Raw genomic sequence first — 14,923 nt, forward strand, 5'->3', positions numbered from 1 at the left:
CATTCATGTCGGTAAGGTTGCATAGGCGTCGCCAAGACCATGAAGGTCAACAAAACCTCCAATCCCTTGTTCAGGAGTTGTAAAGATAAAATAGGTTGCCATTTTTCCTTTTAAAAAGAGCTGCAATATGTCTTCTTTAAGAAAGGCTTCAGCAACACAATTATCACCAAGACAACGACGATATTCCATTCTGCCCATATTTTTATCGTCAATTTTAATTCCAACGCCAGGACGTAATTCAACGCGAATCGGAACAAAAACACGCATCAAAGCACCTTGCTTTTGAGGAAGTTTATAAAATGTAACGCGCAAGGTAATATCTTGACGCCCTTGTGTGTGAACGTTTTGTACAACTTCACACTGCATGTTAGGTGTACCTGGTGGTAGAGAACACACTTTTGTCCATGCACCATAGGTTTGCGGAGCAGGGACATCTTGTGCATAGGGTGTTTGTGCAAATGCATGACTGATAAAACTACTATAAAGTGTGTAAAGAACAGCACCAATAAAAAAAGTTTTTTTGAGTAATTTATAAAGTATCACAGAACATCCTATCCGACTCAACACCCACAACCGTGCATAGATTTACATAAAAAATGAATTCCCCATAAAAAACTATAACACAAAATCAGTATTTACCCAAATATATTAATTCATATGATATATTTTTATGATACATTTGTAATGTGGAGAGAACGTTGATTGAAAAAATGTATTTTTATTGCCAATATTTCCATTTACTTTTAGGGGATACGTGCGAAAGAGATATTTCATATTTTCTCAAAAATACGATTGGTCTTAATGGGTTATTTCCATACGCTAGATAATATTTGTCAGATAATATTGGGTTTGTGAATGACAGAAATGGAAAAGGGCTTTGAGTGGAATGTCAGTTTCAGAAGAGTTATCGGTTGTGAATGGTAAATCAACGCCACCAAAATCCGGTATTGGTGATTACATCACATTATTAAAGCCACGTGTTATGTCTCTTGTGGTCTTTACGGCTCTGGTTGGTTTGCTTGTATCGCCTGTTCCTATCAATCCGTGGTATGGTTTTTTAGCAATTTTATGTATTGCTGCTGGTGGCGGTGGTGCGGGAGCACTGAACATGTGGTATGATGCTGACATTGATGCTGTGATGGAACGGACTAAAAAGCGTCCTATTCCCATGGGTAAAATCAGCTCCCAAAAGGCATTTATTTTTGGCATGGTTCTTTCTATGCTCTCGGTATTGGTTATGGGGAGCTTCATTAATTGGTTTGCGGCATTTTTTCTTGCGTTTACGATTTTCTTTTATGTCGTTATCTATACAATTTGGTTAAAGCGTATCACACCACAAAATATTGTTATTGGTGGTGCTTCTGGGGCTTTTCCACCAATGATTGGATGGGCTGTGACAACAGGGACAGTGAGTATTGATAGCTTTTTATTATTTTTAATCATTTTTATGTGGACCCCCCCTCACTTTTGGGCTCTTTCTTTATTTTCATCTCTTGATTATGAGGCTGCAGGTATCCCTATGATGCCTAATGTACGAGGTGAACATTCAACAAAAAAACAGATTTTATTTTATACTGTTTTGATGGCATTGTGTGCTGCTGCTCCTTGCTTTACTGGTCTTGGCGGAATTTTTTATGGTATTTTTTCAACAATTTTAAGCATTATCTTTATTCATTTTGCCTATCGTTTATGGAAAGCTGATACACATAATGAAACTATTTTGATGGCCAAAAAAACGTTTTTCTTTTCGTTACTTTATTTGGCAGCTATCTTTGGAATTCTTTTGATTGAATCTCTTGTTTGGTATTTTATCGCTCTTTAGTTGCGTAAAATGAAAGAGCAAATTTTAAAAGAGCTTTTCTTCAAGAAAATGCTGTAAGAAAACACGATAGAGTGTGTTCTTATGCAAAAGATGATATTGCACGTTTTTTTACATTGCTTATTCATGTATAATAATAGGTTGTTTGAATATATAGCTAAAACTATAGAGATTAAGGATGATTTATGTCTGGACTTCCCCCTTTAACGATACGTCTTTGTGGTCCACGTGGATTTTGTGCAGGGGTTGATCGTGCTATCCAGATTGTTCTGCTTGCATTAAAAAAATATGGTGTTCCAGTATATGTTCGTCATGAAATTGTACACAACCGCTACGTAGTTGAGGGATTACAGCAACGGGGTGCTGTTTTTGTCGAAGAACTTAATGAGATTCCAGAAGAACATCGCAATCAACCAGTTGTTTTTTCTGCTCATGGTGTACCAAAATCTGTTTCAGAAGAAGCACGATACTATAATTTGTTTTATCTCGACGCAACATGTCCGTTGGTCTCGAAAGTTCATAAACAAGCGATACGACATCAACGTCATGGTCGTCATGTTATATTGATTGGTCATGCTGGTCATCCTGAGGTGATAGGGACAATGGGACAGCTTGAAGAAGGGGTTGTAACGCTTATTGAAACGATAGAAGATGCTTTGCATTATCAACCCAATGATCCAGATAAATTAGGATTTGTTACACAAACAACGCTTTCTGTTGAAGATACTGCAGGAATTATCGATATATTACAACAACGTTTTCCTACATTAGCAGCACCAGCGGCTGAATCAATTTGCTATGCTACAACGAATCGACAAGATGCGGTTAAAGCAGCGGCAAAGGGGAGTGATTTGTTTTTGATTGTTGGAGCACCAAACTCTTCTAATTCACGACGTTTAGTAGAGGTTGCCGAAAAGTCTGGTGCGCGGCAAGCTATTTTAGTTCAGCGCGCTGATGAAATTAATTTTGAAAACCTAAAATCTCTTTCTATAGTCAGTCTTTCAGCAGGGGCTTCGGCTCCTGAAATTATTATTGATGAAATTATTTCAGCATTTCGTGAGCGTTATGATGTCACAATAGAATTAGCTGAAACAGTGGTAGAAACGGAAAAATTTTTAGTGAGTCGCGAATTACGCGACGTCATTTTAACGTCTCAAGATATGGCTTTCGTTAATGGTCAAGCAAATAATGCAAAAAATGAAAATCAGAATACAGACATGTCTACAACGAAAGCAGAATAATGGCCGTTTATACAGATATTCACCCAAATGATTTAAAAGTGTTTTTAACACGTTATGCAATAGGATCACTTTTGTCTTATCAAGGTATAGAAGAGGGGATTGAAAATTCTAATTTTATGTTAGAGACAACACAAGGGCGATTTATTTTAACACTTTATGAAAAGCGTATTTCAAAAGATGATTTACCTTTTTTTTGTCGCTTGATGCAGCATTTAGGACAGCGTGGAGTTCCTTGTCCTCAACCTGTTATTCAAAATGATGGAATGATGATCTGTGAACTAGCAGGACGTCCTGCTGCTATTATTACTTTTCTGGAAGGAGAGTGGATCCGCCAGCCCAATATAGATCATTGTGGCGAAGTGGGGACGGGGTTAGCACAATTACATTTAGCAGGACAGGATTTTACACTCAGTCGTAAAAATACTCTTTCTGTTATGGATTGGAAGGTATTGTGGCAACGTTGTCAAACCAAAGAAGATGCATTGTTAAAAGAATTTGGACAAAAAATTGAGTTGGAATTGGCTTTTTTACAGGAAAATTGGCCATGTAATTTACCAATAGGCATTATTCATGCAGATTTATTTAATGATAACGTTTTTTTTGTGAATCATCGTCTTTCTGGGATGATAGATTTCTATTTTGCTTGTAATGACTTTTTTGCTTATGATTTAGCGATCTGTTTAAATGCTTGGTGCTTTGAGCCTGATCATTCCTATAATCTTACCAAAGCACGTAAGTTATTGGAAAATTATCAAAAAATAAGACCATTGATCCCTTTAGAATTGGACAAGATGGTCTTATTAGCTCGTGGTGCATCTCTACGTTTCTTACTCACACGTCTATATGATTGGTTTAATACACCGCCTAATAGCTTTGTTATTAAGAAAGATCCATGGGAGTATTGGCACAAGCTTTGTTTTTTCAGTAATGTAAATTCGCTAAGTGAATTAGGTTTTTAAATTTTATGGCAACTCAACAAAAAGTCGTTGAAATTTATACAGATGGTGCTTGCTCAGGGAATCCTGGAGTTGGAGGATGGGGAGCAATTTTACGCTGGAATGGTCATGAACGGGAGCTTTATGGCGGTAAGGTCCATACGACAAACAATCAAATGGAACTCATGGCGGCAATTTGTGCATTAAAGGCGCTTAAAGAGCCCTGTTTGGTCGATCTTTATACAGACTCAGTTTATGTACGTAACGGTATATCTAAGTGGATTGAAGATTGGAAAAAGAATAATTGGCGCACTGCATCAAAAAATCCTGTTAAAAATATGGAGCTATGGCAAGCTCTTGAGGATGCTAGTTCTTGTCATACAGTTAGATGGCACTGGGTAAAAGGGCATGCGGGACATCCAGAAAATGAACGCGCAGATGCCCTTGCTCGCAAAGCAATTACTCAATATCGTGAAAATGGACGTTTTCCAGCATAATTGCTTTTTGAGAGCTTTTTCTTTTATCACGGAGACGCAAGAGGGGTTGGCTGCGTATGGAATATGAATGTTCCACTTAAGGCGTGATCTTTAAAAGCAACTGTATAAAAAATTTTTTGGTTTATTTCTTCTGGTGTGAAATAGAGTGGAGCACTGAAGAGTGTATATTCTGCGTTATCACTGACTTTTCTTGCTGCTCCAATTTGCATTTCTCCTCCATCTAAAAAGAGAGAGGAAGGAGTGGTTTTGTTGTTATTTTGTATTTTTATAAGAAGGGTACTATTATTTTTTTCAGCACTTATTTTTAGTGCATTCTGCGTCATGCGGGGCAAAGAATTTTGCGCCTTTTTTAAGAAGGAAGCAGGAAGCTGTTTATTTTTAAGAGCAGATGGCGAAAAATCAAAGTTAACAGTAAATGGAAGACAGATTTTATTACATAATCCAAGAGTGAAAGCACCACTTAAATTTTTGCTTGAACCAGAAAGATTGAAGGGCAATATTACTTTATCTTTATAACCTAATGACCAATCATTTTCTGTTTCAAAAAGCTGTGGAGTAGGATAAAAGATTTCATAAGAAATCTGTTGGTTGAAATTAAAAAATGGTGCCATGCCAGAATTACCTGGATTACGCCAGTAAGTTTTCCATCCTGGTTTAAGCACAATTTCAATAATACCTTCTCTTATTCCAGAAAGAGAAGGTTCAGTGATCGCTAATCGGATACGACCACCATCTGATTCATACCAAGATGTTGCGAAAAGCTGGAGTTTTTGTTCTGTTTGAGCATTTACAGGAATGTTAAGTAATTCTAAAACTATGAATGTTAAGCTTAAAGTAACTAAAAGCTTTTTATAAAAGAAAGTTGCGATATTTTGTAAATTTGTAAATATACGACTTTTTTTCATTGGAGTTTTATTTTCCTAGTGTGCTAAATGAACAAACTTTTATCATGTAAATTATGGAGAATAACAGATTAATGAAGCGGTGTAATGGCTTTTTAGGTGGACAATTACTCATAGCAATGCCTGGGATGAATGACAAACGCTTTATTCGTTCTGTTATTTATATTTGTGCGCATTCTGATGCCGGTGCGATGGGCATCATTCTTAATCAATTGCATCATATTGATTTTCCAGAGCTTTTGCTTCATTTGGGAGTCATAGACAGTGGCCAAAAAAAAAGTCTTTCTGAACCAATAAAACAGTTTCCAGTTCGCTATGGTGGTCCTGTTGATCCTTCGCGTGGTTTTGTCCTTCATTCAGATGATTATGCTTGTGAAGAAACTGTTTTTATTGCAGATAAGATCTGTTTTACTGCGACAATTGATATATTAAAAGCGATCAGTTGCGAACAAGGTCCGCAACATGCACTGGTCGCATTAGGCTATGCTGGATGGAAAGCGGGGCAACTTGAGGCAGAAATTTCTACAAATGGGTGGCTAATCAGTTCTACATCACCTAGTTTTCTTTTTGAAAGCGATTTAAGCTGCAAGTATGATAAAAGTTTAACACGCATGGGTATCGATCCAACTTATCTTGCTTCTGAAATGGGACACGCGTAGAGTTTTTTCTAAGCTTTTTAACTTTACACGTTATTTTATCCCTTATGTTTTTATCTTATAAGGGAAATGGCTCTGAACGAGCGTAATTAATTCTTCTATGGCAATCGGTTTCGTCACAAGTGTACTTTGAACATATTTACAACCTTCTTGACGGAGGAAGATTGCTTCTTTTTCATTTTCAACACCTTCTGCGATAATTTGCAAATTAAGATCTGTTGCCATATTAATGATAGACTTGAGAACAATTTTCTTCTTAAGAGAGTCGATTGAGATAAGTGAACGATCAAGTTTAACCATATCAAATGGATAACGTACGAGATAGGTCAGAGACGAATAACCTGTTCCAAAATTATCGAGTGCGAGATTCATTCCAAGTGTTTTAATTTGTTCAAGAAAGTGCGCTGATTGTTCAGGATTATTTCTTAAGACAAATTCAGATATTTCAATCATTAAGCGTCCTTTGTGGAGCGGATGCCGAAGCAAAGCGGCACGCAATTGACTGATAAAACGAGGATGAATCATTTCTGCGCTTGGTAAATTAATTGAAATAAAGAAAGATTGTTGGGAAAACTTTTCTTGTACATTTATAAGATCGATAATGGCATTATCAATGATAAATTGTGACAAATCCATAACAATTTGTTCATTTTCTACGATTTTTATGAAATCAGAGACATTTAAATTTCCATAAGTGGGATGATGCCATTCTACAATTGTTTCAAAACCAATAATATGTCCGTCTGATAAATTAAGAATAGGATGGTAGAGGATTTTCATCTCATTACGTTTTATGGCATAATGAACATCTTTCTCCAGAGTATTATGTTCGAGACCCAAAGTGCGAAAATTAGGACGAAAAGGTTCAATATGGTTCCCACCCATTTGTTTTGCGCGAATCATCGCTAACTCACTATCATTAAAAATATCTTTAGCCGTCGATCGGCTTTCACTCCATGTAACCAATCCGATAGAGGTTGAAAGGATTATTTTATTTTCTGAAAGTGAAATAGGTGCTGAAATTGTTTTGTGCAAATGATCTGCAAATGCTGCAATTTTTTGTGGTTCGGTTTCACTGAGTAAAATAATTGCAAAGCGGTCTGCTGAAAGACGCGATAAGGTGTCTTGAAAGTTAATGAGACGATTTAAACGACGTGCGATTATAAGCAGTACAGTATCCCCAACTGCTATGCCTAATTTGCGATTAATTTGGCGAAAATTGTCAAAATCAATCATAAAGACAGTCGGTCTAATTTTGATATTTGCTTTCGCTAAAGAGGTATAATTTTGTAGTCTATCAAAGAAAATTTGTTGGTTAGGAAGTCCAGTTAAGCTGTCGTGGATTGCATCATGCAATAAGCGTTCTTCGGATTTTTTATGGTTAGTAATATTGACAATGGTTCCAATGACACGTGTGATTTTTCCATCTTTTTGCATAGCCGGACGTGCACGAAGAGAAAACCAATGATAATAACCACCACCGGAAGAAAGCCGAAAAATTTGATCAATGCGCCCTTTTTTATTTTTAAGAATGATATCTAATACGGCTTGAAAGCGTTCACGATCATCATGGTGCAAGGCTGAAATCCAGTTGCGCATAGGTCCATTGAGGTTATGAATTTCAGTACCAAAAAGGGTTGCCATGTTTGGATGTACAACAATACGATCACGCTCAATATTCCAATCCCAAATAATATTTCCAGCTCCCTTTGCTGCGAGTACTTGTTGTTCAAGGTCGGAAAATATTCCTTCATGGAAAGCGTCATTAGAAAAAGTTTGTTGCAGGACAGTAAAGCTTATGAGAAGAACAATGAGCACTAATCCTCCCGCTAATGCTGGCTGGATAATATCATTGTTTAAATGTCCAGCTATGCAGGCATAGGCTCCAACACACCAAAAGCTAATGAGCAACCATGTTGGAATAAGCATAATGGCGCGGTCATAGCTTCTGATTGAGAAATAGATGATTAATATTATACCAAGCACAGCGGTAAGGCCAAAAGACAAACGCGCAATTCCAGCTGCTCTGATGGGATCATAAATAGCAAAGGCTCCTAGACTGCAAAACGCAATGGTCCAAGCGATAGCACCGTAACTAAAATGATAATGCCAGCGGTTAAGGCTGAGATAGGTAAAAAGAAAAATGAAGAGTGTAGCAGTAAGTGCTACTTCTGTACCAGCACGCCAGATTGGTTGGGTTGTGAGTGTAACTGCAAAGAATTTATTTAAAAAGTTGAAGTCAATACCAATATAAAAAAGCACTGCCCAAGCAACTGCCGCTGTTGCAGGAAACAGCCCTGTTCCACGGACGACGAAGAGAACAGTTAACAAAAGCGCTAAGAGACCTGATATCCCAAGAAGAATACCATGATAAAGCGTATAAGAATTAATTGCATCTTTATAAGCTTCAGGTTGCCATAAATAGATTTGCGGTAGATTTGCAGAGTTAAGTTCGGCCACAAATGTAATAACAGCACCAGGGTTAAGGGTAATACGAAAGATATCAGAGTTTGCACTAAGTTGACGATCGAGGGAAAAACCTTCGCTTGGCGTTATGGATTGAATCCTTGATGATCCAAGGTCTGGCCAAAAAAATCCAGAACGTGCCATGCGGTAATGGGGGGCAACGATGAGACGATCAACTTGTTCATCTGTTGGATTTGCAAGAGAAAAAACTGCCCAATTTCCGGAAAATTTTTCATTTTTTGCCTGCACTTCAATACGCCATACAATACCATCTGGTCCTGGTGCTGTACTTGTTTGAAAAATAGAGTTGTTTGTATGGTGAATTTCAATTGCTTTTGAGAGATCAAGAGCAGCATCTTGAGAAGAAATTTTAACTGGTTCAATTGCTTGTGCTGATGTAAGATGGACAAAAGAACTAACGACTACAATGAAAATGATGTCAATTATTTTACGCAAACTCTTCACAATGTCCCACTCTCAATATTTTAGGATGTTTAATTTTCATTTCGACTTTTGAGAAAAAACGTCCACCTTTTATAATTTATTTACATAATAAATTGTTATCACTTTTTCTTAAGTTATGTGATTTTATATACAAATAGACCACACACCCATTTGCTTCAATGGAACCTGAAGCGAATGAAGTTTTATATTTTAAAAGGGCAAAGTTAAACCATGAATTTCCAGATTTCACGGATATACCTTCACTTATTAGAATCTTTATCACATGAAGTATGAATTGGGTAGTTTTGTACGCCTATTTGCCCAATATTTCCAAAACTTATTTAATGAGGAGAGCTTTTGTGGTAAATTTTATGATAAAATATGTGATGTTATTGTGATGCTGCTTTGAAAAGAAGTTTTTACTTTAGCTTGTATGAAAGAGTTGACGTTAAATCATCAAAATTTATGAGGGGTCCTACAGGTCCGACAGCAGTTAGTGTTGGAGTGGAGTTTGTAAAAAGACGATGTGCTAAATCAGTTAATCTTTTAGGAGTGATGAGATTGAGGCGTTCAATTGTTTCCGATATTGGAATTGGTCGACCATAAAGGAGTATTTGGCGAGCAATGAGATGTGCTTGACTAGAGGGATTTTCCTGTGACATTGTCAGATTTGCACGATATTGCGTTTGTGCTCGTTGCAGTTCGTTGGCGTGAATATTTTTGCTGACCTTGGAAAGTTCATCAAGAATCACAGGAATAAGTTCTTTGAGCCCTTCTTGTCCGGTAGCTGCGTGAACACCAAAAAGCCCAGTATCTGAAAATCCCCAATGAAAAGCATAAATAGAATAGCATAATCCACGTTTCTCTCTTACCTCTTGAAAAAGACGTGAAGACATACCACCACCAAGAATGATAGAAAGAATTTGGGCTGCATAAAAATCACGCGCGTGATAAGCACGTCCTTCAAACCCTAGAACAACTTGTGTATCCATTAAATCGCGATATTCACGAAAGTCGCCACCGACATAATTTGCAAGATTAGTAAGAGGTGCGGTTGAATGGGAGCGAAAAGTACCAAGACGACTTTCAACTTCTCGCAAGAAACTTTCGTGCTTTACAGCTCCTGCAGCAACGACAATCATACGATCTGCACTATATTGTTTATTGATGAAATCATGGAGATCAGTAGATGTAAATGATTGAATAGTTTTAGCTGTTCCTAAAATAGAGCGTCCAAGGGATTGATGACGAAAGGCTGTTTCTGTAAAGTGATCAAAAACAATGTCATCAGGAGTGTCATGGGCAGCACCAATTTCCTGAAAGATTACTTGTTTTTCTCGTTCTAGTTCATCGTCGTCAAATTTTGAATGCATTAAAATATCGGCTAAAATATCTATAGCAAGTGGGATATCGCTTTTAAGAACACGTGCAAAGTAAGCTGTTGTTTCAATACTGGTTGTAGCATTGATTTCACCGCCAACATCTTCAATATCGGTTGCAATTTGAAAAGCAGTACGGTTTTCGGTTCCTTTAAAAGCCATATGCTCAAGAAGATGAGCAATACCATGCTGTGTGGAGGTTTCATTGCGTGAGCCCACTTTAACCCATATTCCGAGGGCAACACTATCAATTTGTTGCATTGTATGTGTGGCGATAGTCAAACCATTACTAAGGCGACATATATCTACATCCATGTATTTACAACTCCATTAAATAAGCTAAATACCTCATTGTAAGGGTATCAGAATATTCTTGATTTAAATTAATGCAGCTAACTTTAATAAGATGCACGCGATTTTAAAGAAATATAATCTTTTACTATTTTTTCATCATTAGCAAGATTTATAAAATGTTCTTCGTGTTTCATTACATCATTGAGATGAGATGGCCATGGAGCATGAAGGCCACAAGCACTTTTAATAGTATCAGGAAATTTAGCTGGATGAGCCGTGGCAAGAACGATCATTGGAATATGCGGTTTTTTGTTTTCACGCGCTACTTGAAGAGCGACCGCTGTATGTGGATCAACAAGATAGCCACTTTCCTTATAGACACTATCAATTGTTTGAGCTGTTGCAGCCATGTTGCTTTTTCCAGCGGAAAATAGGGAACGAATATTTTTGAGTTGCTTTTCATCAAGAGTAAAGAGACCCGTTTTTTTCAAGTTTTCCATTGCATTGCGAATCCACATTGGATCACGATTGCCACTTTCAAAGAGCAAACGTTCAAAATTAGAAGAGACCTGAATATCCATAGAAGGTGATGTTGTATGGACTATTGGTTGTGTTTCGTAAGTACCACTGGTCAATGTACGTACAAGGATGTCGTTATCATTCGTTGCGATGACCAGTTGAGCAATGGGTAATCCCATACGGGCTGCGACATAACCTGCAAAAATATCACCAAAATTTCCAGTAGGAACAGTAAATGAAACAGCTCTATCAGGTGCTCCTAAAGAAAGTGCAGATGAAAAATAGTAAACAATTTGCGCCATGATACGCGCCCAATTTATAGAATTAACACCTGAAAGTGCTCTTTTTTTACGAAAATTGTGGTCATTAAACATTGCTTTGACAAGAGCTTGGCAATCATCAAAATTTCCTTCAATGGCAATGGCATGAACATTGGAACAATGATTGGTTGTCATTTGCCGTTGTTGAACAGGCGATACACGTCCTTTAGGAAATAAAATAAAAATATCTGAGTGTTCTTTTCCAGCAAAAGCTTGTATCGCAGCTCCTCCTGTATCACCTGATGTTGCAGCAATAATCGTTGCACATCTATTTTTTTCAGTCAAAACATAATCCATCAGTCGAGAAAGAAACTGCATTGCTACATCTTTAAAAGCTAAAGTAGGACCATGAAAGAGTTCAAGGATAAATTCATCTGCTCCAGTTTGTCGTAACGGACAGATTGCTGGATGGTGAAAGGTTGCATAAGATTCAGCGATCATATTTTCAAAAGCTGTATATTCGATTTCGTTATTCACAAAGGGCCACAGAATAGTTTTAGCAATTGTTGTATAGGACTGACCACGAAGTGCTCGTAACGCATCAAATGATAGCTGAGGAAATTTATCTGGCAAATAAAGTCCCCCATCACTTGCCAACCCTGTCATGATTGTTTCCGTAAAGCTTAAAGCAGGAGCTTCACCTCTCGTGCTGATATATTCCATAAGTCTTATCCTTTTTTTTATTTCTGGCAAATTGGTGAAGTTATTTATTTCACGTTTTTCATAATATTTAAATTATTAAATGGATAGAGCTTCTTTTCTTCTTTTTAACTCAATAATGAAAGGAAATAGCCTTAAGCATTTTTATTTTTGAGATATAAACGCCAAATGTTCACAGAAAATCTGTTACAGTCAAAAATTTCTCTCTATTATTCATTCACTTAGATTTTAAAACGTATCTTCACTTGTACACCTTCTTAAATAATAAAATTAAATAGATAGAATAGTATTTACTGAAGAACTTTTGTATAAAAATCAATCATTCATAGTTATTTTATACTCTTAATACTCTGTAAAAATTAAATCTGCTAAACGAAATGTTAAAATGATACATCCCAAGACTCACATTGGAAGATTTATAAGGTAATTTTATGGCATTTCGTGCGCAAATCTATACTTTGAATAATCTTTTTTAGCTTAATTTATTACTTTGTATAATAATAGATATTATATTTGTGCTATACAGTATGGTAACCTAAAGGTTATCCATAGAAAACATACAACAGCCTGCTAAATGATGGGAAGCAGGCTGTAAAGCATTTTCATTTTAAATAGAAAAAAATAACTAAGTATCTTTGAATTATTTGCCTTTAATTTTTCCTATTGCCCATCCGATTATCCCACTAAATATGGCCATAACAGATCCAGTCAAGAATCCAAAACCCAAAGCTCCTACTGTAGAAAAAACTCCTAGCGTAATTGGTTCAAACACTTTCTCAAATTTTCCTTCAAAGGCAGATTCACTTTTTGCTCTATGAGTGAAACTTGGGACATAAAGAGCAGCTATATCGATAGCTTTTTTCTTTCCTTGTTCTATTAGAGAGACAGTTTCCCATTGAGTATCATTTTTCAAATGATTGGCATGAACATTTATAACTTGTGAAAGCAAAAAAGCAACTGCTATAAAAATATTTAATATGTAAGTTTTCAATACTTTAATCATAGTTTACCACCAATACTTTTATTTTAATCTGAATTGAATAGATGCATCGGCAGAATTAGTGCACATTGAGAGAAACAGAAGCATTTAAAGCTTTTTTCACTCTTAGTGTGATAATTCATTAGTTTTTATCATCAACAATAGATAAACACAGAATATGTTCATAGTTTATATTTCATATGAGAAGGTCTTATTCTGATGAAAGTTCAATTTTAACGAGATTTAAAATACAATATTATTTTACTTATTAGCCATCCTAAAAACATGCCTATCGTACTTGATGCATATCCAAGTGCCATCCCCATACCAAAAGCCCCGAGTGTAAGAGGTTCAACAACCTTTTCAAATTTTCCTTCGACGGTAATTTCATTTTCCATACAACGATTTAGATTTTGTGTATAGAGAGCAATCGTACTGATTGCATCCTTTCTGTTCTGTTCTGTTACAGAAATAAAAATATTCTCACGATGAATATTGTTTTGCAAATAGTTGGCATGTACACTTACAGTCTGTGAAATGTAAAAAACAGATATCATAGAAATAATTAACATATTATTGTTAAAAAAATTAATCATCATTTACCTCAAATACTTTATAGTATTCAATATATATGTGTGTGTATATATAAATTATACTTTGGATTTTTGGATGTAATTTACAGAATTTATAGGTATAGTAATAGAAGCTTCATTATGTAATAAATTTATAATAATTAATAATAACATAATGAAGCTATGTATTCTATATTTCTACAATATATTGAATTACTTGAACATCAATACTATGTCATTTATCCAATTTATTATCGATCCTATAAAACTTATTGCATATCCAGCGTACAATAGTCCCCCTCTTACAGTCATAGGCTCAAAGACCTTTTCTAATTTTCCTTCACCTATTGTTCTATGTTCTGTTTGATAATTTACAGACGGAGCATAGAAAGCAGTCGTAGAAACTACATCGGATTTCGCATATTTTACTTGTTCCATTGGGAAAACAGAAAGTTCCTCTTTTGGAGTATCGTTTTTCAAATAGTTTGCATTAACATTTACAGTTTGTGAAATAAAAAAAGTGCTCGCTATAAAAATGCTTAAAATATAATTTTTAAATATTTTCACCATAACTTTACCTCAAATATTTTTAATTTATATATGTAATAAATATACATAATGTTTATGTATCTCACACTATATACAAGTCATATAGTTCAATATGTATTTTTAGTCAATAATAAAAATACATATAAAAATATACCTATAATTTTTTATAAACATTATTGTAAAAAAGTAACAGTAATAATTACAAATTATATTTTTAAAAAATTTATACAATATTTTATTATGTGTTATATATAAAACAACATATGTTTATCGTATAATTTTTATAAAACGATATTAATATATTTTTTAAATACATTTATAGATAATAAAATTGATCAAAATTTTTACTTATTAAATATATAAAAATTTATTTATTATCGATAGTATAATAGAAAACATGAAAATTATGATGTAGTTATAAAAATATTATTAACAATTAAAATATGAATGGACACGATAAAATTTTATTATTTATAGTATTTATTATAGATAGTCATTATTGTATAATGTGTGTTATATAGATATTATTCAATGGTTATTTAATTGCATCGTGATAGCAGAATAATAATTCTTAATTTACTATTAAATATATACATTTATCTTATAGATAATAATATGTTATAGATACTAAAAAATGTACAATTTTCTCATAGTGTAAAGTAGAGCTCGAATTGGATAGAGATAAATGATA

13 protein-coding genes are annotated in these 14,923 nt (G+C 35.1%); 5 read left to right on the forward strand and 8 right to left on the reverse strand.

Annotation, left to right across the window (positions count from 1 at the left end; genetic code table 11):
• Positions 1 to 3: 3 nt before the first annotated feature.
• Positions 4 to 543 (reverse strand): invasion associated locus B family protein, encoded by a 540-nt coding sequence (locus ACFIM6_RS00130; protein WP_375611128.1) that lies wholly within the window; start codon positions 541 to 543, stop codon positions 4 to 6.
• A gap of 343 nt (positions 544 to 886) precedes the next feature.
• Here ACFIM6_RS00130 and cyoE point away from each other — a divergent pair, with 343 nt between their 5' ends.
• The 4 genes from cyoE (at position 887) to rnhA (ending at position 4,492) form a co-directional block, all read left to right on the forward strand.
• On the forward strand, positions 887 to 1,822 hold the full coding sequence (gene cyoE / locus ACFIM6_RS00135; protein WP_375611129.1) for a heme o synthase: 936 nt from the start codon (positions 887 to 889) through the stop codon (positions 1,820 to 1,822).
• A gap of 182 nt (positions 1,823 to 2,004) precedes the next feature.
• Positions 2,005 to 3,060, forward strand: a complete 1,056-nt coding sequence (gene ispH, locus ACFIM6_RS00140) for a 4-hydroxy-3-methylbut-2-enyl diphosphate reductase (protein ID WP_375611130.1) — start codon at positions 2,005 to 2,007, stop codon at positions 3,058 to 3,060.
• Positions 3,060 to 4,019 carry a homoserine kinase gene (locus ACFIM6_RS00145; protein WP_375611131.1) on the forward strand — a complete coding sequence of 320 codons (960 nt, stop codon included), beginning with the start codon at positions 3,060 to 3,062 and terminating at the stop codon, positions 4,017 to 4,019. Before ispH ends, ACFIM6_RS00145 begins: the two co-directional genes overlap by 1 nt.
• A 5-nt stretch (positions 4,020 to 4,024) precedes the next feature.
• Positions 4,025 to 4,492, forward strand: a complete 468-nt coding sequence (gene rnhA / locus ACFIM6_RS00150; protein WP_375611132.1) for a ribonuclease HI — start codon at positions 4,025 to 4,027, stop codon at positions 4,490 to 4,492.
• Between the two features lie 26 nt (positions 4,493 to 4,518).
• On the opposite strand, the gene ACFIM6_RS00155 is transcribed toward rnhA, so the two are convergent.
• The gene (locus ACFIM6_RS00155) at positions 4,519 to 5,397 is read right to left on the reverse strand and encodes a protein-disulfide reductase DsbD domain-containing protein (protein ID WP_375611133.1); all 879 of its coding nucleotides are present in this window, start codon (positions 5,395 to 5,397) and stop codon (positions 4,519 to 4,521) included.
• A 71-nt stretch (positions 5,398 to 5,468) separates the two neighbouring features.
• Between ACFIM6_RS00155 and ACFIM6_RS00160 the strand changes: the two genes are divergently transcribed.
• Positions 5,469 to 6,053, forward strand: a complete 585-nt coding sequence (locus tag ACFIM6_RS00160) for a YqgE/AlgH family protein (protein ID WP_375611134.1) — start codon at positions 5,469 to 5,471, stop codon at positions 6,051 to 6,053.
• A gap of 42 nt (positions 6,054 to 6,095) precedes the next feature.
• Here ACFIM6_RS00160 and ACFIM6_RS00165 read toward each other — a convergent pair whose 3' ends face one another.
• The 6 genes from ACFIM6_RS00165 to ACFIM6_RS00190 form a co-directional block, all read right to left on the reverse strand.
• Positions 6,096 to 8,981 carry an EAL domain-containing protein gene (locus ACFIM6_RS00165; protein WP_375606401.1) on the reverse strand — a complete coding sequence of 962 codons (2,886 nt, stop codon included), beginning with the start codon at positions 8,979 to 8,981 and terminating at the stop codon, positions 6,096 to 6,098.
• A 398-nt stretch (positions 8,982 to 9,379) separates the two neighbouring features.
• The gene (locus tag ACFIM6_RS00170; protein WP_375611135.1) at positions 9,380 to 10,654 is read right to left on the reverse strand and encodes a M16 family metallopeptidase; all 1,275 of its coding nucleotides are present in this window, start codon (positions 10,652 to 10,654) and stop codon (positions 9,380 to 9,382) included.
• An 83-nt stretch (positions 10,655 to 10,737) separates the two neighbouring features.
• Positions 10,738 to 12,135 carry a threonine synthase gene (thrC, locus tag ACFIM6_RS00175; RefSeq protein ID WP_375611136.1) on the reverse strand — a complete coding sequence of 466 codons (1,398 nt, stop codon included), beginning with the start codon at positions 12,133 to 12,135 and terminating at the stop codon, positions 10,738 to 10,740.
• Between the two features lie 637 nt (positions 12,136 to 12,772).
• Positions 12,773 to 13,135, reverse strand: coding sequence for a hypothetical protein (locus ACFIM6_RS00180; protein ID WP_375611137.1), 363 nt, complete (start codon positions 13,133 to 13,135; stop codon positions 12,773 to 12,775).
• A 209-nt stretch (positions 13,136 to 13,344) separates the two neighbouring features.
• The gene (locus ACFIM6_RS00185) at positions 13,345 to 13,710 is read right to left on the reverse strand and encodes a hypothetical protein (protein ID WP_375611138.1); all 366 of its coding nucleotides are present in this window, start codon (positions 13,708 to 13,710) and stop codon (positions 13,345 to 13,347) included.
• Between the two features lie 186 nt (positions 13,711 to 13,896).
• The gene (locus tag ACFIM6_RS00190; RefSeq protein WP_375611139.1) at positions 13,897 to 14,253 is read right to left on the reverse strand and encodes a hypothetical protein; all 357 of its coding nucleotides are present in this window, start codon (positions 14,251 to 14,253) and stop codon (positions 13,897 to 13,899) included.
• Between the last annotated feature and the right edge of the window lie 670 nt (positions 14,254 to 14,923).

This window comes from Bartonella sp. AA9NXGY (assembly GCF_042196845.1).
Lineage (GTDB): Bacteria > Pseudomonadota > Alphaproteobacteria > Rhizobiales > Rhizobiaceae > Bartonella.